At 66.1% G+C, this 26503-nt stretch carries 26 protein-coding genes; 8 read left to right on the forward strand and 18 right to left on the reverse strand.

Going from position 1 to position 26503, the window contains the following annotated elements; all coding sequences use genetic code 11:
* Window positions 1-141 precede the first annotated feature (141 nt).
* The 3 genes from AC6LJW_RS01435 to AC6LJW_RS01445 all read right to left on the reverse strand — a co-directional run bounded on the left by AC6LJW_RS01435 (window position 142) and on the right by AC6LJW_RS01445 (window position 2533).
* Entirely contained in the window at window positions 142-1092 is a 951-nt protein-coding gene (locus tag AC6LJW_RS01435) for a FecR domain-containing protein (RefSeq protein ID WP_498086291.1), read from the reverse strand.
* Window positions 1089-1598 (reverse strand): sigma-70 family RNA polymerase sigma factor, encoded by a 510-nt coding sequence (locus AC6LJW_RS01440; protein ID WP_498086292.1) that lies wholly within the window; start codon window positions 1596-1598, stop codon window positions 1089-1091. The genes AC6LJW_RS01435 and AC6LJW_RS01440 overlap by 4 nt, the downstream gene beginning before the upstream one ends.
* Window positions 1599-1705: 107 nt before the next feature.
* Entirely contained in the window at window positions 1706-2533 is an 828-nt protein-coding gene (locus AC6LJW_RS01445) for a prephenate dehydratase (RefSeq protein WP_235512153.1), read from the reverse strand.
* A 314-nt stretch (window positions 2534-2847) separates the two neighbouring features.
* Here AC6LJW_RS01445 and AC6LJW_RS01450 point away from each other — a divergent pair, with 314 nt between their 5' ends.
* On the forward strand, window positions 2848-4482 hold the full coding sequence (locus tag AC6LJW_RS01450) for a thiamine pyrophosphate-binding protein (RefSeq protein WP_498086293.1): 1635 nt from the start codon (window positions 2848-2850) through the stop codon (window positions 4480-4482).
* Window positions 4483-4545: 63 nt separating this feature from the next.
* Window positions 4546-5547, forward strand: a complete 1002-nt coding sequence (locus AC6LJW_RS01455; RefSeq protein ID WP_056558657.1) for a Bug family tripartite tricarboxylate transporter substrate binding protein — start codon at window positions 4546-4548, stop codon at window positions 5545-5547.
* Here the strand turns inward: AC6LJW_RS01455 and AC6LJW_RS01460 are convergent.
* A complete protein-coding gene (locus tag AC6LJW_RS01460; RefSeq protein WP_082578738.1) occupies window positions 5544-6506 on the reverse strand; it encodes a LysR family transcriptional regulator in 963 nt (320 codons plus the stop codon). The genes AC6LJW_RS01455 and AC6LJW_RS01460 overlap by 4 nt on opposite strands.
* A gap of 119 nt (window positions 6507-6625) precedes the next feature.
* Here AC6LJW_RS01460 and AC6LJW_RS01465 point away from each other — a divergent pair, with 119 nt between their 5' ends.
* Window positions 6626-8155, forward strand: a complete 1530-nt coding sequence (locus AC6LJW_RS01465) for a CoA-acylating methylmalonate-semialdehyde dehydrogenase (protein ID WP_498086294.1) — start codon at window positions 6626-6628, stop codon at window positions 8153-8155.
* Between the two features lie 74 nt (window positions 8156-8229).
* Here the strand turns inward: AC6LJW_RS01465 and AC6LJW_RS01470 are convergent, their stop codons facing one another.
* The 11 genes from AC6LJW_RS01470 to AC6LJW_RS01520 form a co-directional block, all read right to left on the reverse strand.
* Complete coding sequence (locus AC6LJW_RS01470) at window positions 8230-8979, reverse strand: sulfite exporter TauE/SafE family protein (protein WP_056558650.1); 750 nt, start codon at window positions 8977-8979, stop codon at window positions 8230-8232.
* A 61-nt stretch (window positions 8980-9040) separates the two neighbouring features.
* Window positions 9041-9991 carry a tripartite tricarboxylate transporter substrate binding protein gene (locus tag AC6LJW_RS01475; RefSeq protein WP_498086334.1) on the reverse strand — a complete coding sequence of 317 codons (951 nt, stop codon included), beginning with the start codon at window positions 9989-9991 and terminating at the stop codon, window positions 9041-9043.
* 262 nt (window positions 9992-10253) lie between these two features.
* Complete coding sequence (locus AC6LJW_RS01480) at window positions 10254-11132, reverse strand: LysR family transcriptional regulator (RefSeq protein ID WP_056558646.1); 879 nt, start codon at window positions 11130-11132, stop codon at window positions 10254-10256.
* A 51-nt stretch (window positions 11133-11183) separates the two neighbouring features.
* Complete coding sequence (locus AC6LJW_RS01485) at window positions 11184-12017, reverse strand: amidohydrolase family protein (RefSeq protein ID WP_427985606.1); 834 nt, start codon at window positions 12015-12017, stop codon at window positions 11184-11186.
* A 49-nt stretch (window positions 12018-12066) separates the two neighbouring features.
* On the reverse strand, window positions 12067-12747 hold the full coding sequence (locus AC6LJW_RS01490) for a fumarate hydratase C-terminal domain-containing protein (RefSeq protein WP_056558638.1): 681 nt from the start codon (window positions 12745-12747) through the stop codon (window positions 12067-12069).
* Window positions 12741-13676 (reverse strand): fumarate hydratase, encoded by a 936-nt coding sequence (locus tag AC6LJW_RS01495; RefSeq protein WP_498086295.1) that lies wholly within the window; start codon window positions 13674-13676, stop codon window positions 12741-12743. The genes AC6LJW_RS01490 and AC6LJW_RS01495 overlap by 7 nt, the downstream gene beginning before the upstream one ends.
* A 12-nt stretch (window positions 13677-13688) precedes the next feature.
* Window positions 13689-15428, reverse strand: a complete 1740-nt coding sequence (locus AC6LJW_RS01500; RefSeq protein ID WP_498086296.1) for an L-aspartate oxidase — start codon at window positions 15426-15428, stop codon at window positions 13689-13691.
* A gap of 1 nt (window position 15429) precedes the next feature.
* Window positions 15430-15777: a succinate dehydrogenase/fumarate reductase transmembrane subunit gene (locus AC6LJW_RS01505; protein WP_056558628.1), complete on the reverse strand. Its 348-nt coding sequence runs from the start codon at window positions 15775-15777 to the stop codon at window positions 15430-15432.
* Window positions 15774-16106 carry a succinate dehydrogenase gene (locus AC6LJW_RS01510; RefSeq protein ID WP_056558624.1) on the reverse strand — a complete coding sequence of 111 codons (333 nt, stop codon included), beginning with the start codon at window positions 16104-16106 and terminating at the stop codon, window positions 15774-15776. Before AC6LJW_RS01510 ends, AC6LJW_RS01505 begins: the two co-directional genes overlap by 4 nt.
* Window position 16107: 1 nt before the next feature.
* Window positions 16108-16842, reverse strand: coding sequence for a succinate dehydrogenase/fumarate reductase iron-sulfur subunit (locus tag AC6LJW_RS01515; RefSeq protein WP_056558621.1), 735 nt, complete (start codon window positions 16840-16842; stop codon window positions 16108-16110).
* 210 nt (window positions 16843-17052) lie between these two features.
* A complete protein-coding gene (locus tag AC6LJW_RS01520) occupies window positions 17053-18228 on the reverse strand; it encodes an MFS transporter (RefSeq protein WP_498086297.1) in 1176 nt (391 codons plus the stop codon).
* Window positions 18229-18465: 237 nt separating this feature from the next.
* On the opposite strand from AC6LJW_RS01520, the gene hisD reads away from it, so the two are divergent.
* The 5 genes from hisD (at window position 18466) to AC6LJW_RS01545 (ending at window position 23439) form a co-directional block, all read left to right on the forward strand.
* Entirely contained in the window at window positions 18466-19785 is a 1320-nt protein-coding gene (gene hisD / locus AC6LJW_RS01525; RefSeq protein WP_056566247.1) for a histidinol dehydrogenase, read from the forward strand.
* A complete protein-coding gene (locus AC6LJW_RS01530; RefSeq protein ID WP_056558616.1) occupies window positions 19782-20549 on the forward strand; it encodes an SDR family NAD(P)-dependent oxidoreductase in 768 nt (255 codons plus the stop codon). The genes hisD and AC6LJW_RS01530 overlap by 4 nt, the downstream gene beginning before the upstream one ends.
* Window positions 20546-21559: a LacI family DNA-binding transcriptional regulator gene (locus tag AC6LJW_RS01535; RefSeq protein WP_498086298.1), complete on the forward strand. Its 1014-nt coding sequence runs from the start codon at window positions 20546-20548 to the stop codon at window positions 21557-21559. The genes AC6LJW_RS01530 and AC6LJW_RS01535 overlap by 4 nt, the downstream gene beginning before the upstream one ends.
* Before the next feature lie 79 nt (window positions 21560-21638).
* Window positions 21639-22625: a Bug family tripartite tricarboxylate transporter substrate binding protein gene (locus AC6LJW_RS01540; protein ID WP_498086299.1), complete on the forward strand. Its 987-nt coding sequence runs from the start codon at window positions 21639-21641 to the stop codon at window positions 22623-22625.
* A 25-nt stretch (window positions 22626-22650) separates the two neighbouring features.
* Entirely contained in the window at window positions 22651-23439 is a 789-nt protein-coding gene (locus tag AC6LJW_RS01545; RefSeq protein WP_056558612.1) for an HpcH/HpaI aldolase family protein, read from the forward strand.
* Window positions 23440-23442: 3 nt separating this feature from the next.
* On the opposite strand, the gene AC6LJW_RS01550 is transcribed toward AC6LJW_RS01545, so the two are convergent.
* The 3 genes from AC6LJW_RS01550 to AC6LJW_RS01560 form a co-directional block, all read right to left on the reverse strand.
* Window positions 23443-25047, reverse strand: a complete 1605-nt coding sequence (locus AC6LJW_RS01550) for a hypothetical protein (RefSeq protein ID WP_498086300.1) — start codon at window positions 25045-25047, stop codon at window positions 23443-23445.
* A 2-nt stretch (window positions 25048-25049) separates the two neighbouring features.
* Window positions 25050-25949 (reverse strand): hypothetical protein, encoded by a 900-nt coding sequence (locus tag AC6LJW_RS01555; protein WP_235511998.1) that lies wholly within the window; start codon window positions 25947-25949, stop codon window positions 25050-25052.
* A 91-nt stretch (window positions 25950-26040) separates the two neighbouring features.
* Complete coding sequence (locus AC6LJW_RS01560) at window positions 26041-26496, reverse strand: hypothetical protein (RefSeq protein WP_056558609.1); 456 nt, start codon at window positions 26494-26496, stop codon at window positions 26041-26043.
* Window positions 26497-26503: the final 7 nt, after the last annotated feature.

Genomic DNA, 26503 nt, shown 5'->3' on the forward strand with positions numbered 1-26503 from the left:
GCGTACACGTGCCATCACTCTTTCATCCTTTCATCGTCAAGCAAGAAGCGCCCGCATCCCCTTGATGCGGTCTTACTTCCTACTCCGCACGACAACGAAAAAGTGATCACCTCGACGCAAAATATTTATCCGGGCGGTGGTTCAAGCGCCGACCGGGCCGACCGATACCCAATAGCGAGTGACGCGTTGCACGGCGATCGGCAGGCGTTCGGCCAAGGCCTGCAGCGCTGCATCGGTGTCGCGCAGCGACAGGGCGCCCGAGACCCGCAGGTCGGCAACCTCGGGTGCGCAGCGCAGAAAACCCGGGCGATGGCGCGCCAGCTCGGCCACCACGTCGGCCAGGCGCTGATCGCGCACGACCAGCATGCCTTGCTCCCAGAGCGCCGCGCTGTCGTCCACGGGCGCCAGCGCGCCGGTCTGGCCGAGCGTGAAGCTGCCACGTTGCCCGGCGTCGATGCGCAGGGGCGGGCCACTGGCGGGGCGCGCCAGCACCGCATGCTCGAACACCATGACCTCGGTGCGGTCGTCGATCAGACGCACCGAGAAGCGCGTGCCCAGCGCCTGCACCTCGCCCTGCGGGGTCTGCACCACGAAGGGCCGGTACGCGGCTCGCGATTCCTGGCCGGTGGTGACCAGCACCTCGCCGGCCACCAGCACCAGACGGCGTTCGCCGGCGCCGTAGCGCAGGTCGACGGCGCTGCCGCTGTTCAACACCAGTTGCGTGCCATCGTCGAGACGGCGGGTCAGTTGTTCGCCCGCCGCGGAGCGCAGGTCGGCGCGCCAGGACGGCGCCTCGCGCCAGACCATCCAGCCGGCCGGCGCCAGCACGCCCAGTCCCAGCGCCGCGCGCAGCACGGCGCGGCGGCCTTGGCGCTTGCGGGTGTCGCGCAGCACACGATGTCCGATGGGGGCGGGCAGGCCGTCGAACGCGCCCAGCACCTGCTCGGCACGAGCCCAGGCCTGCGCGTGGGCCTCGCCCTGCGCCAGCCAACGTTCAAATGTCCGTTGCGTGGCCGCGTCGGCGGGCTCGTAGCGCAGCCGGATGACCCAGTCGGCCGCTTCCTCCAGCAACAGGTCGCCCGGCGCGCTCATGCGGCGGCCGTCATGCAAGCCATCAAGGCCTTGCGCAGATGGCGCCGCACCGTGATCACGGGTTTGCCGGTCTGCTGGGAGATTTCCTGTAGCGTCAGCCCGTCCAATTGCGCCAGCAGGAACATGTCGCGCGTGGCGGCGGGCAGGCGCTGCAGCATGGCGTCGATCGCGACCAGCGTCTGCACGATCATGAGGCCTGTTTCCGGAGACGGCACCTGCGGCTCGGGCAGGTGCGCGATCGCATCCAGATAGGCCTGCTGCACTGCGCGCCGTCGCCAATGGTCGACCAGCAGGCCCTTGGCAATATGCGTGATCAGCGCGCGCGGCTCTTCGCGCAGCACGGGCGGCCGGCGCGCGGCCATCAGCCGCAAGAACGTGTCCTGCGCCAGATCGGCCGCGTCGCCGCTGTCGCCCAGCTTGCGATGGAGCCAGCCTTGCAGCCAGCCATGGTGATGGCGATAAAGCTGCTCGACCACGGGGAGAGAAAGGGAGTCGGGAGATTGCAAGATGCCCAGCAGTCTACCGAATGCGAATAAGAAATACTATTAATTAGAGTTGTCGGATGGCGGGGGCGCGGCGCGCGCGCAACACCGCATGGGGAATCAACACCGGCTCACTTGCGCGGATAGGAACCCAGCAACCGGAATTCGGGACGCGCCTTCAAAAGCCCGGCCAGGGGTTCCTGCGTGGCATGGCCCGCGACCTCGACGACATACCGATGCGTGTCCAGGGTCTTTTTGCTGGGACGCTCATAGATCGTCAGCACGGCAACGTTGGCCTGCACGAGGGCGCGCAGTGAATCATTCAAGTTGTCGTCCGCGGTCGAGAGGACCAGCGAGGTCTTGTCATGCCCCGTGGGCGCCGGCACGTCGCGGCCCAGCACCCACCAGCGCGTCACATTGTGCGGTCCTTCCTCGATCCCATCGACCAGCGCGCCCAGCGAATACACGCTTGCGCCCACCTTCGGACCGAACGAGGCCTTGTCGAGGGTGGCGCTTTCGGCGACGGTCTTGGCCGCGGCGCCGCCACTTGCGGACTCTGTGCGCTTCACGGCGGGCATTTCCCGGTCCAGCCAGGGTTTCACTTCCTCAAATGCCACCGGGTGGGCGAACACTTCCTTGATGTCTTGCAGCTTCGCGCCCGGCCGAGCCAGCAGGCTGTAGCCCAGCATCTTTGGGTATTCGCCGACCACCACGGCATTGGGCAGATCCAGCACCGCGTCCAGATACGGTGTGACGCCAACGACCGATGTCGTCACGGGGACGCACGCCTGGGTCAGCTTGCCCGATGCGTAGCCGGAAAAGAGTTCGTCGCGCGAGAGCGGGACAAGCTCCTGGGGCCCGAACAGGTCCAGGCACGCCTGATGGGTCCAGGAGCCCGCGGGCCCCAGGTAACCAATGGAACCGGCAAAACTGGGGGTCATCGTCATCATCCAGGTCATGAGGCCAACTGCTGCGCCAAGGTGTCTTTTTGCCATGGTGTCGCCTTCGAGGTGGGCCGCGCGACCGCCGCGCAATGTCATGGACCCCCAAGACGGTATGAAACTACAGGCGCGCCGATCTGCATAGAGGTCTCCGCTTTCGGTGTCTGAGGGCAGGCCGCCACGCCTCGGAGGGCATGATCCTTGGTTCAAAAAACATCAACCTAAATGCCGCTGTTACCCGATACACTGAGCCGCAAATGGGTCAAAGAAACATGTCGGATCAATAAAAGGTTGCACGGCACAGCCAAGCGCAACCTCTGGGGGAGACAAACGTGCTTGGTTCTGAGTTGATCATTCGCTCGCTGCGTCGGCGGGGCGTCAAGACCATTTTCAGCCTTTCGGGCAACCAGATCATGCCGCTTTACGATGCCTGTATCGACGCAGGCATCCGCATCATCCACGTGCGGCATGAAGCGGCCGCCGTCTTCATGGCAGATGCGTGGTCGCAGATCACTGGCGAACTCGGGGTGGCGATGATCACCGCGGCGCCGGGCCTGACCAATGGACTCGCGCCGCTGTATTCTGCCTCGCAGGCGGAAAGCCCGGTTCTGCTGATTTCGGGCGACTCCTCGGTGTCGGAAGATGGCACTGGTGCGTTCCAGGAGCTGGATCAGGTCGCCATCACCCGTCCGTTGACCAAGTTGTCGGTCCGCCCGCAATCCGCAGCCGAGCTTTGCCCCGCGCTCGAAAACGCGATCACGCAGGCGCTTGCGCCTCGGCGGGGCCCTGTCCACGTCGCGTTGCCCTTTGACCTGCTGATAGCCGAATCGGGTATCGCAGACCTACCTGACGTGTCCGCGGCCCCGCCGGTCGCCGCGCTGGATGCCACGCGCCTGAACCAACTGGCTGACCTGTTGCATTCGGCTCAGCGTCCGCTGGTGCTGGCCGGGCCGACGAGCGCGCGGCCGCAGGGACGTTCCGCGCGCGCGGCAGCCGAAGAAGCGCTGGGGGTGCGCATCATTCCGATGGAAAGCCCCCGCGGACTGAAGGATCCGTCGCTGGGCGCGTTGGCCAGCATCATGCCAAGCGCCGATCTGATCGTGCTGGCGGGAAAGTGCCTGGACTTCACGCTGGGATTCGGCGGCACGGGCGCGCTCGGCGAAAACGCCCGTGTTGCGGTCATCGACCCGGACCCCGCGATGCTGGAACGCGCGGGCCGGCTTCTTGGCGCGCGTCTGGTCCTGACGTTCCAGGCCGACGCGGTGGCGGCGATGGCGGCGGTGGCGGCGGCGCATCCGCCGGCCGAACGCCTTGCGTGGCGCGCCCAGGTCGATGAAGCGCTGCAAAGCCGGACGGTGAAGACGCCGTCCGCGCCGGCGCAAGGCGCTATGGGTCCGCGCGCGCTGTGCGAGACCGTGCAGGCATTCCTGGCGTCCGCGCCCGACCCGATCCTGATCTGCGACGGCGGCGAGTTCGGTCAGTGGGCGCAGGCGTTCTGCCAGGCGCCGGTACGCATCATCAATGGCATGTCCGGCGCGATCGGGGCGGGGGTCTGCTATGCGATCGCCGCAAAGATCGCGCGGCCCGGCGCGACGGTGGTCGTCATGATGGGAGACGGCACTGCCGGATTCCACATGATGGAGCTGGATACGGCGGTGCGCGAAGGTGCGGCGGTGATGGCGGTGATCGGCAACGACTTGCGCTGGAACGCCGAACATCTGATCCAGATGCGCACCTATGGACCGCAGCGGCTGATCGGGTGCGAGCTTGCACCGACGGCTCGCTATCACGACGTTGCGTCTGCGCTGGGGGGCGCGGGTTTTGCGGCGCACGACGCCGCGGGGCTGACCGCCGCGTTGAGACAGGCAGCCGACAGCGGCCTGCCGGCCTGCATCAATGTATCCCTCGCGGGCGAGGCCGCCCCGGTTTTCCACGCAGCATCCACGCAGTCCACGACCGGTCATTGACCTCAAGGCATCGAGCGTCGCCGCAGTCCGGTTTCGTCCCGTAGAACGAACAGGAGACATCCCATGATCAGCCTCACCGGCATCCGCCCGGGCGGGTCCGCTCGCGCCGCGTTTTGCCTGCTTCTCACCTTTCCCGGCCTGGCCGCTGCCCAGGCTTACCCCGCGAAACCCATCCAGCTCATCGTGCCGTTCAGCGTGGGCGGCGACGCCGACATGGCGGCGCGCAATCTGTCTGCCGCCGCGCAGGGTGTCCTGGGGCAGCCGGTCGTCGTGGTCAACAAGGCGGGCGCGAACGGCGCGATCGGATCTGCCGCGGTCAAGAATGCGGCGCCCGACGGGTACACCCTGCTGATGGGCCGCATCGGTTCCCAGGTCCTCTTGCCCGCCTTGCAGCCCAAGACGACGCCGTATACCTCGAAGGACTTCACGTTCATCGGATTGCTGGAGCTGAACCCCGTTGTCTGTGTGGTCCATCCGGACAGCGCCTACCGGACCATCGGCGACCTGTCCCAGGCGTTGAAGGCCCGGCCCGGCAAACTGAACTACAGCCATTCCGGCCCCGCGACCGTGCAGAACCTGGCGCCGCAACTGTTGCTGAGCAGCCTGGGATTGAAGCCGGATGCGGCCGTCAGTGTTCCGTACAAGGGCGGCAGCGAGGTGGCGATGGCGGTCCTGAGCCGCGATGTGGATTTTGCCTGCAACAACCTCAGTTCGATGACGGGCATTCTTGCGGGCGGCAAGTTGCGCGCATTGCTGACGACGACGCCGGAGCGCCTTGCGCAGTTTCCGGATATCCCGACCGCACGGGAATCCAAACTCCCGCAGCTTGAGGCGGTGATCGGCTGGAGCGGGCTCTTCGGGCCGCCGGGCATGAGCGCGGAAGCGGTTGATAAGTGGGCTTCTGCTCTCCAGCAGATATCAAAGGACCCGAAGTGGATCGAGGGGAACGCCAATTTCGGTGGCATCCCCCACGTGTTGTCGCCCGCCGATACGGCAAAGTACGTCGATCAGGGTTCCAGGATTTATGCCGAGTTGGTGGCCAAGGCGGGGTTGCAGGTCAACTAGCCGCTCGCAAGCGGGGCCGACGGGCCGCCGAGGCCCTCGGCGGCCGGAATGGCGTCGCGCAGATACTGGACGAACGATGTGACGGTAAGAGGTACGCGCGGCGTATAGGGCCGCACCGCGTAGAGGCGTTCGGCATAGTCGCCGACAACGCGCCACCCTGGCAGGACCTCGACCAGCGTTCCGCGCCGCAGGGCCTCGCCAGCGCTGAAATCGGGAAGCAGCGCGATGCCGACAGAGCCCGCGGCCGCTTCCCGCAAGACTTCGCTGTTGTTGGCCGTGAAGGTCCCGCGCACCGGCACGGCCACGTGTTTATCCCGCGCCTGAGACTCGAATGACCAGGTGGCGCCGCCGCTGCGCCGCAGATAGTGCAGGCAATTGTGGCCCTCGAGGTCCGCCGGCGTTCGCGGCGTGCCGTGTGTCGACAGGTATTCCGGGGTGGCCACGAGCACCGAGCGCGTCTCGCAGATCAACGTGGCGACATGGGTGTCGGGCACGCCCGCGACGTGCCGGATCGCCAGGTCGAATCCTTCGGTCGCCAACGAGGCCAGGTGGTCGCTGAGCTCAAGCTGAATCCGGACGTCCGGAAAGCGCGCAAGAAAGCCCGATATCAGCGGCGCAATGACCTGGCGGCCCAACGCGACGGGAGCCGTCACGGACAATACGCCGCGCGGGCCTTCGGAAAGATCCCGGACGGCGGAGAAACCTTCCTCGATGCGCAGATAGGCCGACGCCGTCTGGTCGACCAGGCTTGCACCGGCTTCGGTCAGGCTGACGCTGCGAGTCGTGCGCCGCACGAGGGGAACGCCGGCCGCCTGCTCCAGTTCCACGATGCGCTGGCTGACCGATGCCTTGCTGATCTGCAGCCGGCGGGCGGCCGCCGTGAAGCTACCCGTGTCGGCCAGCACGCCCAGGCAGTGAATGTGCGACCACAAGTCTTCCAGGCGTCTCGTCTTTGTCATGCCATTTCCCATTGTTCAAAACTGCAAACACTGATTCCAGCCTTCTGGTCTCGACGGGCGGCCGGCGGCGCGACATAGTGCCAGCACCCGCACATCACGCTTGAGCACAGGAGAAACCCATGAACGCCACCACGCGCAGCGCCAGCGTTTCCATCGCCGGACACTTTATCGCCGGATCCCGTGTCGATGGGACAGGCGCCCGCCAGCCCATCTTCAATCCGGCCACGGGCGCCGTCACCCGGCACGTCACGCTGGCCACGCCCGACGAGGTGCAGCGCGCGGTGGCCAGCGCGCAGGCCGCCTTTCCGGCGTGGGCCGACACGCCGCCGATCCGACGTGCACGTGTGTTGTTCAGGTTTCTTGAATTGCTGAACCGCCACCGCGACGAGCTCGCTCATTTGATCACCGCCGAGCACGGCAAGGTGTTCAGCGATGCGCAGGGCGAAGTCGCGCGCGGCATCGACATTGTGGAGTTCGCCTGCGGCATTCCGCAACTGCTGAAGGGCGCGCACACCGAACAGGTCTCCACGGGCATCGACAACTGGACGCTGCGCCAGCCGCTGGGTGTCGTGGCCGGCATCACGCCGTTCAATTTTCCGGTGATGGTGCCCATGTGGATGTTCCCGGTGGCGATCGCCGCGGGCAATACCTTTGTGCTCAAGCCCAGCCCGACGGATCCCAGTCCGTCGCTGCGCATCGCCGAACTGCTGCGCGAGGCGGGGCTGCCGGATGGCGTGTTCAACGTGGTGCAGGGCGACAAGGTCGCCGTGGACGCGCTGCTCACGCATCCCGGCGTGAAGGCGGTGAGCTTTGTCGGGTCCACGCCGATCGCCAACTACATCTATGAGACGGGCGCCCGCCTTGGCAAGCGTGTGCAGGCGCTGGGCGGCGCAAAGAACCATATGGTGGTGATGCCCGATGCCGATATCGACCAGGCTGTGGACGCCTTGATCGGGGCCGGCTACGGTTCGGCGGGCGAGCGGTGCATGGCGATCAGCGTGGCCGTGCTGGTCGGCGACGTGGCCGACCGCCTCCTGCCCAAGCTGATCGAGCGTACGAAGGCATTGAAGGTGCTGGACGGCGAGAACCCGGCCGCCGAAATGGGACCGATCGTGACCCGCGCCGCGCACGAGCGCATCAGCGGCTACATCGCGCAGGGCGAGGCAGAGGGTGCGACGCTGCTGGTCGACGGCCGGGGATTCCGGGGTACGCAAGCGGGCGAGGGATGCGGTGACGGCTTCTGGATGGGCGGCACGTTGTTCGACCACGTCACGCCCGACATGCGCATCTACAAGGAAGAGATCTTCGGCCCGGTTCTGGGCTGCGTGCGGGTCAAGGACCTGAAGGCGGCCGTGGACCTCATCAACGCGCATGAGTTCGGCAATGGCGTCGCGTGCTTTACGCGGGATGGCAATGTGGCGCGCGAATTTGGCCGGCGCATCGAAGTGGGCATGGTGGGCATCAATGTGCCCATCCCGGTCCCGATGGCCTGGCACGGCTTTGGCGGCTGGAAGCGCAGCCTGTTTGGCGACATGCACGCCTACGGCGAAGAAGGCGTGCGCTTCTACACCCGCCAGAAGTCGATCATGCAGCGCTGGCCCGAGAGCATCGGCAAGGGCGCCGAGTTTGCGATGCCAACGGCGAAGTGACCGTTGCGGCTGGCGGCCGGAACGCGGCCGCCAGCCCGCGCCGCGTTTCACTGGCGCGGGCGGCGCAATGCCGCTCATGCCGGAGACATCCACCCGCGGTAGATCGCGCCCGCGCCCGCGATCGCGAGCAGCACGAAGATGGACCGCTTCAGCAGTTCGGGAGACACCCGGGTCCGGGCGCGCGACCCCGCGTACAGGCCGATGAGCGCAACGGGCAGGAGCACCGCGGCGGCGCGCAGGATGTCCGGGTTGGAGTACAGCCCTGCGGTCGCGAAGGCTGCCGCCCGCACGATCCCGCTCAGCAGGATCACGACCGAAATGGTTGCCCGGAACTGCTCCAGCGCATCCAACCGGCGCGACAGATAGATCGTGTAGATGGGGCCGCCGGTGCCGAACAGCGCGCTGAAGACGCCGCCAACGATGCCGAATGGAAACGCCCAGAAGGGTTTGAGCGGCGCCTTGGCGCCACCCCGTGCGCCCCGCAGGCCCTGGATGCACACGACCAGCACAAACGCGCCCAGAAGGATCAATGGCCAGCGGGCGCCGGCGTCGCGCAACAGCGTGACGCCCAGCGCGATGCCCAGCAGCATCCAGGGCAGCAGGCGCTTGAATTCGGCCAGGCTGACGCGTCTCCAGTTCCGTCCGCCGACAAGGGCGGTGCAGGTCAGGTCAAACAGCACCACCAGCGGCACGGCCAGTTGCAGGGGAATGAACTGCACCAGGACCGGCACGGCGACCATGGCCGCGCCGAATCCCGTCATCCCGAAGACCGTGTAGGCAAGGAATATGACGGGGATGACAAGCGCGAGCGATTCGGCGGGCATAGGCGGGAAGGGACCTCGATGGGTGAAACAGGGCTGGGGCGTGCCGGCGCCCGGCGGGTGGTCAGGTGGCGGTGATTCCCTTCTTTTGCACGAGGGCCTGCCATTTGGCGGACTCCGCGGCGATCTCCTTTTGCAGCGCCGCGGCAGGCACGATGGTGGGGGCCATGCCCTGGTCCTGAAGGTAGCGCTTCAAGCCCGGTTGTTCAACGGCCTGTTTGGCAACGGCGAGCAGCCGGTCTATCGCGCCTTGCGGCGTGCCGGCAGGCGCCATCAGCGCGAACCAGCCGGTGAACTCGAATCCGGGCACGCCGTCCTCGGCCGTGGTCGGCACGCCGGGCAGCAAGGCCGCGCGCTCCTTGCCCGTGACGGAAAGCGCGCGCAGGCGGCCGCCCTTGAGCAGCGGCGCGATCGCATTGATGTTGCCGACGGCCACCTGGATGATTCCGGCCATCAGGTCCGTGTAGCCGGGCCCTTCGCCCTTGTACGGGACATGCATGAGGTCGATCCCGGCAGCGTCGGTAAACGCTTCGCCAGCCATATGTGTCTGGCTCCCGACACCGGCGGACGAAAAGCTGAGTTTGCCGGGCCGGGCCTTCGCGTAGGCGATGAGTTCCCGCGTGTTGTTGACAGGCAGTTCGGCATTGACGGTGATGACCATCGGTCCGCTGGCGACCTTGGCGATGAGGCTGAAGTCATTCAGCGAGTAGGGCAGCTTGCTGTAGATGAACTGATTGACGGTGAACATGCTGCCCGATGCGAGCATCAGCGTATAGCCGTCCGCGGGGGATCCGGCCACGGCCTGCGCGCCGACGCTGCCGCCGGCGCCCGCACGGTTTTCGACGACGATGCTCTGGTTCAGGCCTTTGCCCATTTCGGAGGCCAGCGCGCGCCCGAGCAGGTCGGTGGCGCCGCCCGCCGAGAATGGGATGACCATGCGGATGGCCTTGTCCGATGGCCAATTCGCGCGGGCAGGTGTCGAAAGAAACGGTGATAGGGCCAGCCCGTATCCCATGGCCTTGATGAGCCGGCGGCGTCCATGCACAAGTTGATTGTCGTCTTTCACGGGTTTGTCTCCTTTCGCTCGCGGTAGGCGCGACCCGCCGATCTGCGGGCAGGGCGGGTTTCGCCAGGCAGCAACTGCCCCTCAAGCCGATTGGCTCGATTTTTTTGGGACGTCGCGGTGATTGTTGGCGGACTACTGAACTACTGGGCTGCGGACTGCGGGACTGCTGGACTACTTACTGCGGATCAGGGATTGGGACGCGCCTGCGCCGTCATCGGGTCTGGCTGGCGCAAACCGACTTCAACGCATCGAGCAGCAACTGCGAAAGATGGGATCTGGGATTCTCCTGCGGCGCCAGGATGCCCAGGCGGCGGGTGATCGTCGGCGCGCCGAACGGAATGACTCGGATGCCCGGCGGGAACTCGTTGCGGCCGCGCCTGGCCGGCACCACGGACGCGCCCAGGCCGTTGGCCACCATCGCGATGACGCCTTCAAGGTTGTCGATCTCCATGGTCGATCGCACCGTGATGCGCCTGCGCACCATTTCTTCCTGCACCAGATGGCCGACGCGGGCTGAGCGGTTGAATCGGACATAGGGTGTCTGCTCCAGAATTTCCTGGTCGCTGGCGCCTTGCACCGACCGGTGCGCAATGACGACCAGCTCCTCCTCGACGAAGGGCAGAAAGTCCAGCCCCGAGCGCGGCGCGTCCGGCTCGGTCACGATGGCGACATCGAGCTGGCGGTGATAGATGGCCCGCTCCAGGTCGTGCGTCAGCCCCGTGGTGACGTGAACCTCCAGCCCGTGCCCCTGCTTTTGCAGGTGGCGCAAGGCCAGCGGCAGCACGCCCGACACACAGGTATGCACGCTGCCCAGTTTGAGCAGGCCGGCCGACGTCCCCTTCTTGAGCGAAGCGCTCATGCTTTCCCAATGCGTGATCAGGTCGCGCGCCCGGTGGACCAGCGCCAGGCCCGTGTCCGTCAGGATCGGCGGGCGGCGGCTGCGATCGAAGATCGTGATGCCCAGCTCATCCTCCAGCGCGCGGACCTGCATGCTCACGGCTGACAACGACAGGCCGATGGTGTTCCCGGCCTCGGCGAAGCTGCCGTGGTCTGCGATCGCAATCAGCGTGTAGAGGGTCCGGATGTCCATGCAGTATTCGTCCTGGTCGGTGGGCGTCGCGAAACGCGCGGGATGCGGGCGCTACAGCCCGAGCAGCCGCCGGGCGTTGCCTCCCATGACCTTCTTCAGGTTTTCCTCACGGATCGGCAAGCGCTCAAACCATTCTTTGTACCCTTGCACCGGACAGAAGGGAAACGAGCTGGCGTACAGCATCCGGTCTGACAGAAAGCTGTCGGCCGCCTTTACGTATTCCTCCCAGCCGGGCATGCGGGAAAAGTACATGTCGGGCGACAGCCACAGATTCGGCCGCCGGAACCCCAGGTGCAGGATTTCGTTGACCCACGGCCAACCGCCGTGGGCGACCACGACATTAAGGTTGGGAAAATCCGTCAGGACGCGATCGGTTCGTATCGGATCGGAATAGCTCAGGTCGGGCCCCGCCGTGCCACCGACCATCATGATCACGGGAACGCCGACGTCCTCGCAATGGCCATAGATGGGATAGAGACGCCGGTCGTCGGCGTGCATGGGCACGGGATAGGAACCCGGTTCGATGTTGATCAGCCGGAAGCCGTTTTCGATGGCCTGGTTGATGGTCTGACATGCCTTGCGGCGGTCGGTGGGATCGATCGAGGCCGCACCGATGAACCGGTCCGGGTGCCCGGCCACGATGCCGCGCACATCGTCGTTGGACACGCTGCCCAGCACGCCGGCCAGTCTGCCCACCACCACGCCGCGGTCGATGCGGGCCGCGTCCATCTCCTGCAGAAGCAGGTCCATCGACTGCTGCTGCGCCGCTTTGGATGGTTCGAATCCCACCGTCCGCGTGAAGCCGTCGCGCCGTTCTCCCGCTGAATACATCAGTGTGTTCAAGAAGCCGCCAACGGGCGGCCGAAGCCGAAAGTCGATGATCATCGCAGTCTCTCTGAATGGAATCCGATTGCGGGGCGTGGCGACGCAGCGCCTACATCACTTCGTCCTTGCGGTCGTCCGTCTCGCCGTAGCGGTGCAGCGCGGGCGGCTTCAGTCCGGCATACAGCTTTTCGATGCCGGCGTTGATCGCTTCCGCGTGCTGCGCGAAAAGCGAGTTGCCGTCCAGGTCGCTCTCGACGATGAATGGGCCGAAATCCTTGACCTCGAACAGCCACATCGCCTGCGCGATGCCCAGCTCATCCAGCCAATGCACCTCGCGCACCTGCTTGATGCCCCGTCCCAGCAAGGCGCCCGTGCCGTAGCCCACCGTGGTCAGGTAGATGGCGCCGCCCGGCGCCAACACCTGCTTGTAGTCATCGGCGGGCATGCCGCCCTTGCCGATCAGGATGCGGCAGCCCGTCTCGCTGAGCCACCGGGGAATCCATTTGGAGAACCGGAATGACGCGGTGGCGGTGACGGCGCCCACGTTGTAGCCGCCGTGGCCGTCGGGGGCGGCGGCCGGCGAGCAATGGAAATTGACGTTGCTGACGGACCGCAGATCCACCGGCAGGGGCAGGCCCTCATCCAGCACCTTCTTGTAGACACCCTCGCGGGCCGTGTACACCAGTCCATTCAGGTACACGGCCGAACCGAGTTCGAGCTTGGCGATGTCTTCCGTCTTGGCGGGCAGGTCAAGATGAAAGACCTTGATGTCGTCGTCGTTGTTCACCATTCGACCGTCTCCCGGCGCAGGTAGGGCGTGAACCATTGAGGATCGGTGCGGTACTGGATTTCCCCATTGGCGTGGATCCGCGCGGTGGCGCGGCGCGAAGACAGGCAGAACGTATGCAGGCTGATGGGCATGCCGCCGGTGTGCGTGTAGCCGCATTCGATATGGCAATCGACCACCATGCCGGAGCCGACGAAGCCCATGGCGCCCATGCCGATCGAGTTGCCGAGCTTCATCAGTTCAAGCTCCAGTTCGGCCACCTTGGGATCGGGATTCCGGTCGCCAACCGTGCGCAGACAGGCCGCCTGCTTGCCGAGCTGCATGCACGTGTCCTTGGACCCGCCCAGGCCGATGCCGACGATGGCGGGCTGGCACGCCAGGCCGCGCTTGCCGAACGCGATCAGGGTGTCGAGCACGAAGCGCTTGATGCCGTCGATGCCGTCGCCGGGAAACAGCATCCGGTAGTCGGTGCCGAACAGGCCACCCTTGTGCACGGTGGTGATTTCGATCCAGTCGGCGTCCGGTTCGAAAGACCATTCGACTTCCGGCGCGTTGATCCCGACGTTGTTGTTGTGGTCGGTGCGCCAGAGCGGATGCACGCGGTTCGGCCGCAGCGGGATGGTCACGGTGGCTTCGGCCGTGGCGTGTCGCAGCGCGCGCTCCACGGCGACGAAACCAGCGTCCACGCAGGCCTCGTTGCCCACCTTGACGTAATACCGCGGCAATCCGGTATCGGCGCACATCGGGCGCCGGTCCTGGTCGGCGGCCTCCCAGTTGTCGACCATGGCGTGGATGACGAATCGCGGCAGCTTGCCGGTTTCCTTTTTCTGCAGGGCCTGAATGCCTTCCTTGTAGTCCCTGGGTATCTCGATGGCAGCGCGGCGCATGATTTCCAGCGCGGCTTCTTCAATTTTCTGGACGGGAATTCTCATGGTGGGTTGCCTTCAGCTTTGGGGGATGCCTGCTTCGCCTTCGATCAGCGATTCGCCCGGCTTGACGATGTCAAAGGAAACCGGAACCATCTCCAGCTGCAATTCGCCGTCCTGCGCGCTGACGCGGGTGTAGCAGCTGGTGTACAGGTCGCCGGGTTCGGAAAAGTCTTCGCGATAGTGCGCGCCGCGGCTGTTCTCGCGTGCCAGCGCCGACACCGTGATGACCTTCGAGATGTCGACCAGGCTTTCAAGGTTGAGCCAGTCGTGCCAGGTCAGGTTGAAACGCCGGTCGCCGTCCGCGACACCGATGTTGCGCAGGGCCGCGCGATGGCCGGAAATGGCCCCAAGGCCGTGTTCCATGGCGTCCCGATTGCGCAGCACGCCGACGTCGTCCCACATCGTCTGCGACAGCGCATCGCGCAGCTCGTGGATGCGCCCGGCACGCCGCGAAAACGGAAACTCGGCGCGTTCGACACCGCGCGCCATGACCTGCTGGTCCGGATCGCGCCACTGGCCTGACTTGGCGACATAGGCGGCCATCGCGTCGCCCGCGATGCCGCCGAACACCGTGGAGTTGGCGACGCCGTTTCCGCCCAGGCGGTTCGCGCCGTGCACCCCGCCGCAGTCCTCTCCCGCGGCATACAGGCCGGGCGAGGCGGTCGACCCGTCCACATTGAATTCGACGCCGCCCATCAGGTAATGCGCGGTCGGCACCACTTCGACTTTTCCGCCGGCCAGGTCGAATCCGCAGTCCTTGCAGCGGTTGACCATGCCGGGGAAGGTCTTGGCCACGTTCTCCGGACCAAGATGGCTCATCTGGATGTAGACGCCGCCCATCGGACCTGTGCGCCCCGCGCGCATTTCGGCGTAGATCCCGCGGCTGACCACGTCGCGCGTGGCCCGTTCGCCGCGCTTGTCGTAGTTCGTCATGAAGCGCTCGCCTTCGCCGTTGAGCAGGTAACCGCCGGCGCCGCGCAAGCCTTCTTCCAGCACCGTGCCGGTCATCCGCGTATCGGGTCCGCCCAACAGACCTGTCGGATGAAACTGGACCATCTCCATGTCTCTGAGCTTCAGGCCGTATCGCAATGCCATGGCCAGGCCGTCGCAGGTCTTGTCGCCGGAAGGCGTGTGGTAGCGGTACATCGTCGGGCCGGCGCCGGTGGCCAAAAGAACTGCCTTGGCCTGGATGAACCGATAGGTACCCGCCCGCATGTCGATGAACAGTACGCCCGAGATGCCCGAGCCGTCGGCGGCCGGGATGAGTTCGATGGCGCGGTGCTCCTCAAGTTCTTCCACATCCAGCGCGCGAACCTGCTCCATCAGCCGATTGATGATCTCGATGCCGGTCAGGTCCGCCTTGTGCACGGTCCGGTCAAAGCTTTGGCCGGCAAACGCCTTGGAATGCAGCGATCCATCGGGATTGCGGTCGAAGAAGCAGCCGATCTCGTTTTCCAGCTCCCGAACCCGTTCGACCGCGCCTTCGACCAGCCGCCAGGCCAGATCCTGGCGCGGCAGCCATTTGCCGCCCTCGATCGTGTCCATGAAGTGGCGCTCGACCGAGTCACCCGCGGCCAGCGCGACGTTGTAGCCGCCCTGGACCATGCGGGTACAGCCGCACTTGCCGAGCAGGCCTTTGACGGTCACCGTGACCTGCAGCGACGGGTTTGCCTTCTTCGCGTGCAGCGCCGCGAAGAGGCCCGCGCCGCCAGTACCCAGCACCAGAATGTCCGTCTTGTGGTTTTCAATACGCATGTCAGATCACTCCGGCGATGAACGCCAGTCCGGTGGCCATCGAGATCGCAAAGCCCCAGCCGATCCACGCGACGCGCGCGTCGCGCGGCGTGCGCCAGGGCAGGAGTTCAAGCGCAAGCAGGCGCAGTCCGAAGAACATATGCAGCGTCAGAAGCAGCACCAGCCCCCATTCACCGGCTTTCATCCACGGCAGCTCCGCCAGCTTCAGGAATGCGTCAAGCCTGGCCTGGTCCAGCGCCATGGCCAGCACATAGAAATGGACGGGAAGGAACAGCGCCAGCGCCAGGCCGGAAAGCCGATGTCCCAGAAAGGCCCAGTACGCCTGGTGATTGCGTGCGGACTTTCTCATGCCAGTCCGCCTACCGCGGCGACCGCGCGGATGCCCAGAACGAGCAGCGCCGCGCCGAACATCAGGCCGATGACGGAGGCCGCCGCGCGGCCGAGTTTCAGCCACTCGATGAGGATGTTGCGCAGGCCGATGGGAACGTGGACCGATACGCTGAGCACGAACAGGCCGTAGAAGACGATCCATAGCCAGTTCCCCTCGGTGCGCGAGAGGATTTCGCCGGCGGTCAGGCCGCCGCGGACCGCATAGATGACGAGGCCGACGTGCACCAGGACGAAGGGCGCCATCACCATTGCCGTCAGGCGCTGGAGTGCAAACAGACGGGCCTCCACGTCAGCCTCCCTTGAGCAGGCTGAAGATGGCGCTGCGTTTCAGGCCCGCGATGCTGCCGGTCGGGCTCAGGCTGACGGGACAGTGCTTCATGCAACTGCCCTGCGTGTGACAGGAATTGCAGCCGCTGCCGGAGGTGGCCTTGTGCAGAACATCCTTGGGGTCGGCGTGCCGCTCGTCGTTATAGAGCGTCCACGCGCGATTCAGCGCCGCCGGACCCAGGTAGTCCTTGTCCCACGACACCACGTCACAGGCGGCGTAGCACACGCCGCAGTTGATGCATTCGATGGCCGCGTCAGCGAGCTTGCGTTGCTTGCTTTGGGGCGACACCAGCGCCGGCGGATCATTGCGCGTGGCGGTGCCGACAAAGGTGTTGCCGGCGCGCGCCCACTTCTGGAAGAACTCGCGCATGTCGACGACCAGATCCTTGATCCGCGGCATGTTGCGCAAGGGCTCGATCACGATCACGCCCGCTTCTTCGACGCGGCTCACGTGCGTGCGGCACGTCCAACGCGGTTTGCCGTTGACGGTCATCGCACAGGACCCGCACACGCCGACGCGACAGGCGTAGCGGTACGACAGGCCGGGCTCTTGCGTTCGCTGGACTTCCGTCACCACGTCCAGAACGGTCTGGTTGTCGCGCCACGGGACCAGGTAGGTGGAGAACTTTCCTTCCTCCGTGCCGCGTGAGATGCGAACCGTTAGCTGTCTCTGGTTGGTGGAATGCGTCGTATCCATTTTCCGTCCTCAAGCGGCATGCTGCGCCCATGAACAGAATTCTGGAACTTGCGAATCCTTGAAGCAATACAGATTTGGTTGATATTTTTTGAACTTATTTTGGACGCTTTGAGGGGTACCGCGTGCCGCTGCGGAGATGCCGCGACGCGGTAGGTTCAGCGCTTTGCGATGACGCAGTGCGGCAATGCCGCTCACCGCGGCCTGTTCTGCCTACCCCCGGCGCGGCAGCCACCGCCAGAACACCCCAGCCGCGACCAGGCCCAACGTCCCCACGCCAAACGATGCCCCGCCCAGCGACAACAGTGCCGTCAGCGCCGATAGCGCCACCGGCCCGCCGCTTGCACCCAGATCGGCCATGAAGCGCCAGATGCCCAGAAACTGCGTGCGCGCGCCGGGCGGTGCGGCATCCGCGCCCAGCGTCATCACAATGCCCGACCCGATGCCGTTGCCAAAGCCCAGCAGCAGCGACACCAGGATGAAGCTCGTCACGCCGCCTGTCAGCGGGATCGCCATCAGGCTCAAGCCCATCAGCAGCGTGCACGGCAGCGCCACCCACAACCGGCCGCGCTGGTCCATCACCTTGCCCGCGGGATAGAACACCGACATGTCGACCGCCGCGACCAGGCCGTAGACGAGGGACGTGGTGGTGGCGTCCAGACCGAGATGGTCTGCCCACAGCGGAATCACCACCTGGCGCGACGCGCGCAGCGCGCTGATCAGCATCACGCCGACGCCCAGCGTGGCGTACACGCCGCGATGGTCGCGCGCGACCTCGCCGATGCGTGCGCGCGGCGCGCCTGAGGCCTTGGCGTGCGAGGGTTCGATGTCCGGCGCCTTGATGGCGATGAATCCCGCGCCGAGCATGGCGCAGACGGCAATCCAGTACGCGCCGTCGAGCCCCATGAAATGAATCAGTGCCGCGCCCGCGAAGGGGCCGATGAAGGTGCCGATCCGCGTCGTCCCGCCCAGCGTCGACAGGGCGCGCGCGCGGTACGTCAGCGGCACGACCTCGATCATGTAGCTTTGGCGCGCCAGCTGGAACACCGATTGCGCGCAGCCCTGCATCAGCATGGCCAGTGCGAGCACCCAGAGATGCGGCACGCCGATCACGAGCAGCAGCCCCGCCACGCTCAACAAGGCGGCGCCGGCCATGGCGCGCTTCTCGCCGAAGCGCTCGGTGATCAGTGCGGACGGAATGTTCGACAGCAGCGAGCCGACGCCGATGAGGGCCGCGATGAGGCCGGCTGCCGCGAATGACGCGCCTTGTTCCCGCGCAGTGAGCGCGATCACGGGAAGGATGGCGCCGTTGCTGATGCCGTAAAGCAGCGACGGGCCGAACGCCGGCACGGCGATCTGCTTCAGATTGAACGATTCGGGATGCGACATGAGGGGAACGTGGGGCGCCGGACGGCGCGGCGGTCATCGATGCGGGATTCCGAGAGTGTATCGAAAGCCCTTCGCGCCTGGCTGTCGGCAGCCTGACAGCCCAGTTGGCCAATCGAGGCGATCCGGCCATCCCGGCAATGCCGGCGTTTCTCCGGGTTTCTCCCTATTTGCATACGTATGCAAGGCTTTGAAAGTGCCCTCCATCGATGAACTTTCAACGCTGCAGGACCCGAGACCATGATCCGATATCTGAAGCGCGGCCGGACCGCCGCCGTCAAGACCGACGACGACGCCAAGGTGCGCGCCACCGTCGAAGACATCATCCGCGACATCGAAACCCGTGGCGACGACGCCGTGCGCGATTACAGCCGCAAGTTCGACAACTGGGACCCGGCGGATTTCCGCCTCTCGCGCGCCGAGATCGAGGCGGCGCGCAAGCAGTTGTCGGCGCGCGAGATCGAGGACATCGCATTCGCTCAGAGCCAGGTCCGCAACTTTGCGCAGATCCAGCGCGATTCGATGCGCGACGTCGAAGTGGAAACGTATCCGGGTGTGGTCCTGGGCCACAAGCACGTGCCGATGAATGCGGTGGGCTGCTACATCCCGGGCGGCAAATATCCGCTGCTGGCCTCGGCGCACATGAGCGTCCTGACCGCCAAGGTGGCGGGCGTGAAACGCATCGTGTCCACGGCGCCGCCGTATCAGGGCAAGCCGCATCCGGCCATCGTGACCGCCATGGACATGGCGGGCGCGGACGAGATCCTGGTGCTGGGCGGCGTGCAGGCCGTGGTGGCGATGGCGGTGGGTACGCCCAGCGTTGCGCCCGTGGACATGCTGGTCGGCCCGGGCAACATGTTTGTGGCCGAAGCGAAGCGGCAGTTGTACGGCCGGGTGGGCATCGACCTGTTTGCAGGACCCACCGAGACGCTGGTGATCGCGGACGACAGCGTGGACGGCGAGCTGTGCGCCGTCGATCTGCTGGGCCAGGCGGAACACGGCCCCACGTCCCCCGCAGTGCTGCTGACCACCAGCGAACAACTGGCGCGCGACACGCTGGCCGAAGTCGAGCGCCAGCTTTCGATCCTGCCGACGGCCGGCATCGCGGCCAAGGCCTGGGCCGATTGCGGCGAGGTTATCGTCTGCGACAGCGACGAGGAAATGCTGCAGGTGGCCGACGAGCTGGCGTTCGAGCACGTGCAGGTGATGACGCGCGATCCCGACTACTTCCTGAACCGGATGACGAACTACGGCGCGCTGTTCCTGGGGCCGCGCACCAACGTCAGCTTTGGGGACAAGGTGATCGGCACCAATCACACGCTGCCGACGAACCGCAACGCCCGCTATACCGGCGGCCTGTGGGTGGGCAAATTCCTCAAGACCTGCACGTATCAGCGCGTGCTGACGGACGAAGCCAGCGCGGCGATGGGCGAGTATTGCTCGCGCCTGTGCCACATGGAGAATTTTGCGGGCCATGGCGAGCAGGCCAACATCCGCGTGCGCCGTTATGGCAATCGCCCCGACCTGCCGTGGTATCAGCCGGTAAAGGCCCAGGCATGATGGCGCTGCCCAAAGGACCGGACTTCCGCCTGGACGGTCGCCGCGCCCTGGTGACGGGCGGCAGCGGCGGCATCGGGCTGGCGGCGGCCGCCGCGCTGGGCCGTGCGGGCGCGCATGTCACGGTGGCGGCCCGGCGCGAGGCTGAGCTTTTGCAAGTGTGCGAAGCCTTGCGCTTTGAGGGCATCGGCTGTGTGCCGCTGGTGCTGGACGTGACGGATTCCGCGGCCGTGGACCAGGCGGTCGCACGCGCGGAGCCCTTCGACATTCTGGTCAATAACGCGGGCATGAATCGCCCCAAGCCGCTCGTCGATCAGTCCGACGAGGACATCGACGCCGTGCTGGACCTGAATGTAAAGGCAGCCTTCTACACCTGCCGGGCCGTGGCGCGCCGTCTGATCATGGAAGGCCGCGCCGGATCCATCGTGAATGTGTCGTCGCAGATGGGGCACGTGGGCAGTCCCCGGCGCACGCTGTATTGCGCCAGCAAGCACGCGCTGGAAGGCATGACGCGCGCGCTGGCGTGGGAGCTGGGCGCCGCCAACATCCGCGTGAACACCGTGTGCCCGACCTTCATCGAAACGCCCATGACGGCGGGCATGCTGGCGCAGCCCGGGTTTCGGGACTGGGTCTGTGCGCGCAACGCGCTGGGCCGCGTCGGCCGTCTGGACGAGGTGATGGGCGCCATCGTCTTCCTGGCCAGTGACGCGTCCAGTCTGATGACGGGCAGCGCCCTGATGCTGGATGCAGGATGGACCGCGGCATGAGGACCGCGCCCCGCGCGCAGGACGTGGCGGATCTGGCGCAGGTGTCGCAGTCGGCCGTCAGCCGAACGTTCACCCCCGGCGCCAGCGTGTCGGAAGAGACGCGGCGCAAGGTGCTGGCGGCCGCGCAAAAGCTGGGCTATCGGCCCAATGCGCTGGCACGCAGCCTGATCACTCGACGCAGCCGCATCGTGGCGCTGGTGATGAGCTATCTGGAAAACCAGTTCTACCCGCTGGTGATCGAGCGGCTATCACAGAAGCTGCAGAAAGAGGGCTACCACGTGCTGATGTTCATCGCCGAGGTGGACGAGGCGGCCGACGGCGTGCTGGCCGAGATCCTGCAGTATCAGGTCGATGGCATCGTCATGGCGTCCGCCATGCTGTCGTCCAACGTGGCGCGCAGTTGTGCCGAGGTCGGCGTACCGGTCGTGCAATTCAATCGGGTGTCCATTCTGGGCGGGCTGGCGCGTCACGCCAGCAGCTCGGTCACGTCCGACAACTATGCGGGCGGCCAACTGGTGGCGCGCCTGCTGGCGGCACGCGGCTACCGGCGCTTTGGCTACCTGGCGGGGCTGGAGGATTCTTCCACCAGCATCGAACGCGAACGCGGTTACCGCGATGCCTTGCGGGAACTCGGCCACGACGTCTCCTGCCGCGAAGTGGGCCACTACGACTTCGATCTGGCGCAGGCCGCCGTGCGGAAGATGTTTGCCACGGAGCCGCCGGACGCGCTGTTTGCCGGCAACGATCACATGGCGATTGCGGCGCTGGACGTGCTGCGTCAGGAGCTGGGCGCACGCGTGCCCGAGGACGTGGCCGTCGTGGGCTTTGACGACGTGCCGCAAGCAGCCTGGGGCGCGTATCGCCTGACCACCGTGCGTCAGCAGGTCGAGCCCATGGTGGACGCCACCGTCGCGCTGTTGCGCGAACAGATGCAGGCCGAACTGCGGCCGCGCGACATCGTCGTGCCCTGCGGTCTCGTCGAACGCGCGACGGTCCGGGCGGGGCCCTGACGACACGCTTTTCTTTTTTTCCAGCATTACCAAAAAAAGCGCGCGCAGACCGCGCTCATTGACACCAGGAGACAAACGCATGCGCAGCATTTTTGTACGCACCCTGACCGCCGTAGCGGCCATCGGACTGACCGCCAGCATGGCCCACGCCCAAGGCGGCGCGCCCGCCTGGCCGACCAAAAATATCCGGTACATCGTGCCGTTTTCGCCGGGCGGCGTGTCCGACGGCGTCGCGCGCCTGATGGCCGAGCAATTGAGCGCTCGTCTCGGGCAATCGGTCATCGTCGAGAACAAGCCGGGCGTTTCCGGCATTGTGGGCACGCAGCAGGTGGCGCGCGCCGAGCCCGATGGCTACACCATCGTGGGCGGCACCATCACCACGCATGCCGTCAACCCGTTCTTCATCAAGTCGCTGGGCTATGACCCGGTCAAGGACTTCACGCCCGTCGGGCTGGTGGGCATGGTCAGCAACGCGTTGGTGGTGCGCGCCGACAGCCGCTTCGACACGGTGCAGCAGGTGATCGACGCCGCGCGCGCCGACCCGGACGGGCTGACGTACGGCACGGCCGGCGCGGGCACGTCGCAGCATTTGTCGGGACAGCTCTTCCAGTCGATTTCGGACACGCGGTTGCGCCAGATCGTTTACAAGGGTGGATCCCAGTCGATGGTGGATTTGATCGGCGGACAGATCGACATGGTGTTTGAAACGGTCGCGGCCGCGCGGCCGATGATCGATGCCAAGCGGGTCAAGGTGCTGGGCGTCACATCAAGTGCGGCGCTGGCGGACCTGCCGGGCGTCAAACCGCTTGCCGAGCTGGGATTGCCGGGCTTTGCGATGCAATCGTGGCAAGGCATCTTTGCGCCGGCGGGCACGCCCGCGCCGGTGGTGGAGCGCTTGGAGCGCGAGATTGCGGCCATCGTCAACACCCCCGACGTGCGCGCCAAGCTGTTGACGCTGGGCGTGGCGCCCGACGGCCGCGGGTCGGCAGAATTCTCGAAGTTCCAACGCAGTGAAATAGAAAAATGGGGCAAGGTGATCAAGGACGCCGGCATCCAGGCCGACTGATCCCGCCCCGACACAGGAGACTTTCATGACCGATCCCCGCCTCCCGCTGGACGGCCGCCTGCCGGACATGTTGCGCAGCGGAAAGCCGCTGCGCGGCCTGTTCAACGGATTGCCCAGCCCAGCCATCGTCGAGATGTGCGCGTATGCCGGCTTCGATTTCATCATTCTGGACAACGAGCACGGCAGCGCGGACTTCGGCATGACCGAACACATGCTGCGCGCCGCGCGGGCCACGGGCATCGTGCCCATCGTGCGCTGTTTCGAGCAGGACTTGCCGCGCATCCTGGACATGGGCGCGAGCGCCGTGCAGGTGCCCATGGTCGAAAGCGCCGAGCAGGCGCGGCGCCTGGCCGGCATGATCCACTATCCGCCGCTGGGCCGACGCGGCAGCGCGTTCAGCACGCGCGCGGCGGGTTACGGGGCCTTCGGCGGCGCTGGGCATACGCAGCGCAGCAACGACGGCATCGGCTTCATCGCCATGATCGAAACGCCCGAGGCCATTGCGGCGGCGGGCGAGATTGCGGCGGTGGACGGCGTGGATGCGGTGTTCATCGGCCCCAACGACCTGGCGCACGCAATGGGTCACGGCAGCGACTGGAACGCCGAACCCGTGCAACGCGCCATCGAGGCCGGGCTGCGCGCGATCGCCGGGGCAGGCAAGTGCTCAGGGATCATCGCGCTGACGCCGCAGGACGAGGAAAAGTACGGGGCAATGGGCGCGCGCTATTTTGCCAACGTGTCGACCAGCATCATCACCCGCGCGCTGGCGCACGCCGCTTCTGCCGGACGCGAGGCGAAGCCGCCCGCCTATTGACGGCTAGCCCGCATTGCCGTGGTATCCGAATCGGAAGCCGCCCAGCAAATATGTGCGCACGGCTTCGTTGAAGGGGTAGGTGTAGGCCTGGCCCACCACGATCACATGCGCCACGTTGGCCAGCACGCGGCGGCGCAGCGCCTGGCCGATCGATTCGTCATCGCGGCCGGCTTCCACGCGCGACATCTGCTGGAAGAGTTCGCTTTGCGTCACGCCGTTCTGCATGAACGAGAACGCGGTCCAGACGCAGGCCAGCGTCAGCACCAGCGCCAGGCCCGCCGCGCGCGTGGCGGTGCGCCCCGGCCGCTGGCCGGCCGGCGTGCGCAGCCAGACGACAAGTTTGACGATGAGGTAAAGCAGCTTGCCAAAGTGGCCCACCGCGCCCAGCAGCGAAAACAGCAGCGCGACCGGCGGCACGATGGCCGCGCGCGCGGCGTCCTCTCCCAGCTTGTGATGCTGCCCGCCGCGCGCAAAATCCGCGCTGCTGGCGGAAAAGCGCGGCATGGCTTCGTCCACCGCCCGGTCCAGCATGCCGTCGTACAGGCGCTTGAAGCCGGCGGCGTCGGTGTAGTTGGGCGCGACGCTCATGGTGGCCGGCACCATCAAGGTCTGGCGCAGCAGCCGTTGGACGCCGGGGCGCGCCACGAAGTCTTCGTACGACAGGCCGGGCGGGATGGCGTCGCCCTCGACATGCACGGTGCGGCTGCGCATGGTCTTCCAGTATTGCTGCGCGACCGCCTCATTGAAGGTGGCGCGGTCGTGTGGCTGCCAGCCAGCCGGCACGGGGATGCGCTTGCGCACGTCCTGCACCACGCGGCCTTGATAGCGCGCGGGCACGCTTTCCGGGGTCCAGCCGCGGCGCGACAGGTTGCGGCGGTAGTCGCCCCACGCGCGATCCTGTTCGCGCGCCAGGCCGATATCCGACGCGACCGGCACGCCGGCGTACTGCTTCCAGCGCTCGGCCACGGACTGCATCACGCTCGTGTAGACCTGGTGATAGCCACGGATGCCCGGCGACGTCATGCGCACTTCGCGGTCATCGAAGGTGAAGGTCTTCATCTGGCGCTGCAGGTCGGTGCGGATGACCTGGCGCTTCTTGGGTTCGACCTTGTCGTCCAGATTGTCGATGTTGGACAGCAGCACCTGGAATACCGCCAGGAACGCCTTGCCCTCGGGACGCGCGTAGACGCCGTCGTCGACCAGTCCCTCCAGATGCAGGTCGCCCTGCACCAGCGAGCGTTGCAGCAGGCCGGCGTTGGTGGCAATGCGGCGGAACTCGCCGTCGCGCGAGTCGACCAGCACGTTCACCATCATCTTGATGGCGCTGAAAACGAGCAGCGCGGTCACGGCGCAGGCAACGGCGATCTTCAGGTACGACGGCCGGCCGCCGGTGGCGAGCCGCCGGGCCAGCATGAGCTGCAGCACCACCAGCGCGGCGGCGATGCCGGACAGGGTGCGGCCGAAGAACTCCAGTTCCTCGATATCGTGGGGCGTCGCGCGGCTGCCAACGACATCGAGCAGCCGGGCGTTAAAGCCCAGTTCAAAACTGAGGTAGATGACCGTCAGGACGATCAGGAAGAGAATCTGGCGAATCTGGGCTTGGCGCACGATCAATCCCTCAGATCCAGACGGGTCGACGTGATTTCCTCGTCGGGCAGATCCAGCTTGGCCGGCACGCGCGAGGCCGCGCCCGAGCGTGGTGCGGCCGGCGCATCGCCGGCGGGCACGCGCTGCTGCTGTGGTGGCGCGACGCGCCCAGCGGAGCTGCCCGCCGCTTGCGTCTGAACCGCAGCGGGGGCATTGGGGGCGGCACGGCGGCCGCTGTTGGCGGGCTTTGCCGCCTTGCCCGATCGAGCTGCCGGCGCCGAGGGCGGCGGATAGACGCCATGCAGCCGGATCGAATCCATATACCCGGGCGGATACAGCGACTCGTCGGCAAACGGCTTGGCGCGCGGATTCAAGCCCGCGACGCTCTTCACGTCGCCGCGGCGCATCCGGCCATCCTGCGTGTAGACAAAGCGCTCGATCGCCGAGCCCTTGGGAAAGTCGAAAGTCAGGGCGCTGCCGTCATTTTGGACCAGCACGACTGGCCGGTCGCGGCAATTTCCCACGTCCCACGACAGCACGTCGGACCCCTGGATGGCCAGCACGGTATAGCGGTAATCGCAGTTGCGGCGCTGGGTCTCGATGACGACCACGGTGCGTGGGCCGATGTTCTCGGTACGCGCGATGCGCGCGGATTCCACGTTGTTCAGGGGCACCACGCGCTGGTTGCCCGACAGCTTCACCGAGAAGTTCTTGCCTTCGCGGCGCAGCGTGCCCTGTCCGCCGTCTTGCAGCGGAAACTGGCCGATCTCGGTGCCGAAGAGGGCGGCGGTGTCCACGCCGTACACGAGGTTGCCCCTCGAATTGGTCTTGACCGCGCAGGCGGACAAGCCCGCCAGCAACAGGAAACTGGCCCCAAGGCGAAGGATCAACGAACGAGAGACGTGCAGGCGCAATGACATCATGGGAAGGCTAAAAACCTGGCGCCTCGCGGGCGCCATTTTTGTCAAAGCCCTGCAATGTATCTCACAGTTACAACGCAGGGCCAGACTTGTTTCAATTGCCCTGCTTCAGTTCCATCGACTGTTTCACCAGCTCGTGCGCCCCGTGACGGACGGCGGACACGCAGCGGGCCACGATGGCGCGCAGCAGCGCAAGGTCGGGCAGGGTGTCGGGAGCAGCCACGAAGCTTTCCACCGACGCCGACACGCGCGCGGGGCGACCGGCGTCCTCTTGCGGCAGCGTCAGCTTGATGGCTTTGCAGCGGTTGTTCACGACGTTGATGACTTCAAGGAATTGCTCGCGGGTCAGTTCCAGTTCGTCGGCCTGCACGAAGCTAGGGTAGACGAGGCGCAGGAATTCCGGGTCCGAATCGCTCAGGCTGAAGTACATGATGCCCATGTCGGGATGCTTGAAGACCACATCGCCTTGCTCGTCAAAGCTGGCGACCAGGCCCAGTTCTTCTTGCACCACGGTCTGGTACAGGGCGGACAGCGGGGTGGGGGTGGACATGATTCAA

This window comes from Achromobacter sp. 1012554356 (assembly GCF_059760815.1).